This is a genomic window from Bradyrhizobium sp. SHOUNA76 (assembly GCF_023006445.1).
Classification (GTDB): Bacteria; Pseudomonadota; Alphaproteobacteria; order Rhizobiales; family Xanthobacteraceae; genus Bradyrhizobium.
In genome coordinates, this window is record NZ_JALBHA010000867.1 from 1 (window position 1) to 1,456 (window position 1,456).

The window sequence follows — 1,456 nt, forward strand, 5'->3', positions numbered from 1 at the left end:
GCACGGCCGGCGTGACCTCGCTGGTTGAAGCTGCCGACCGGGCGCTCTACGCCGCCAAGGACGCAGGCCGCGACCGCCTGATGATGTCCGTCGAGGTCGTGGACCTCCTGCTGCCCAGGGCATCCGGCCAGTAGGACGGCTCAATAATGCGGTGGAGGCTCGTTGGCGGGTCCAGGCGCATTGGCCTCCGCCTCCTGCAAGCGCTCGCCGAGCTCCGCGATCTTCCGCGTCAGCAGATCGATCTGCTTCCACTGTGCGGTGATGGTCTGGTTCAGCGTCTCGATCGTGTCGTCCTGATAGGCGAGCCGCGTCTCCAGCGCGTCGATGCGCTCGCCCAGACTCTTGATCTCATTCGTCACGGCCTTGCCCCATATCTTGTTCCAGCAAGCTCCGCTCGCGCAAACCGTGGCCGAGCGCGACGCGCTCGTCGAACACGAAGCATTCGCCGCGCCAGCGGCTCTGCGCCTCCGGCACCTCTTCCAGATATTTGAGGATGCCGCCCTTGAGGTGATAGACCTCGGCAAAGCCGCGCGCGAGCAGATGCGCGCTCGCCTTCTCGCAGCGGATGCCGCCGGTACAGAACATCGCGATCCTGCGGTGCTTTGCGGGATCAAGCGCAGCTGCGGCAAAATCCTTGAATTGGCCAAAGCTCCTGATGCCGGGATCGACGGCGCCCTCGAACGTGCCCATCGCCACCTCGAAGGCGTTGCGGGTGTCGAGCAGCACCGTGTCGGGCGCAGAGATCAGCGCGTTCCATTCGCTCGCATCGACGTAGGTGCCGACCTGGCGGGTCGGATCGGCAGCCTCATCGCCAAGCGTGACGATCTCCTTCTTCAGGCGCACCTTGAGCCGCCCGAACGGCATCGCTTCGGCGGTCGAGAATTTCAATTCGAGATCGTCGAGCCGGCCGCCGAACATGTCGCCGTGCGCCAGCTCATAAGCGAGGGCGTCGATCGCCGCCGGCGCGCCGGCGAGCGTGCCGTTGATGCCCTCCTGCGCGAGCAGCACGCTGCCTTTCAGCGAGAGGCTGGCGCAGAACGCGCGCAGCGGCTCGCGCAGCTCGCGGTAATCCGGGAGGGCGGCGAATTGATAGAAGGCGGCGACCTTGGTGGCCGAATTCGGAGCAGACATGGCGGCTCGTTTAGCAGGCGATCGCCGCTCAGAAAACCCGCATGGCCGCTGGCCGCCAAAGGTCTATACGCCCAGCGGATGGCAGCCATTTCCTGGTATGCCAGCATTGCCCCGGCCGGCTGGAATGTGTCATGTAGACCCGGTTTTTCCTAAGACGGCGCGGCGCGCGCATCCCCGGCCAAGAGAGCAAGAAATTCGATGAGAAACTTCCATTTCCCCGGCAGGTCCACGGTCCACGCCACCAACGCGATGGTTGCGACCTCGCACCCGCAGGCCTCGCTCGCGGCGATCGAGGTGCTGCGCGAGGGCGGCACGGCGGTGGACG

Annotated in this window: 2 protein-coding genes; both read right to left on the reverse strand. The window is 65.7% G+C overall.

Annotated elements, in window-relative coordinates; genetic code table 11:
* Window positions 1-140: 140 nt before the first annotated feature.
* On the reverse strand, window positions 141-359 hold the full coding sequence (locus MOV74_RS38060) for a SlyX family protein (protein WP_246932637.1): 219 nt from the start codon (window positions 357-359) through the stop codon (window positions 141-143).
* Window positions 349-1,131, reverse strand: a complete 783-nt coding sequence (locus MOV74_RS38065) for a rhodanese-related sulfurtransferase (RefSeq protein ID WP_246932639.1) — start codon at window positions 1,129-1,131, stop codon at window positions 349-351. The genes MOV74_RS38060 and MOV74_RS38065 overlap by 11 nt, the downstream gene beginning before the upstream one ends.
* Between the last annotated feature and the right edge of the window lie 325 nt (window positions 1,132-1,456).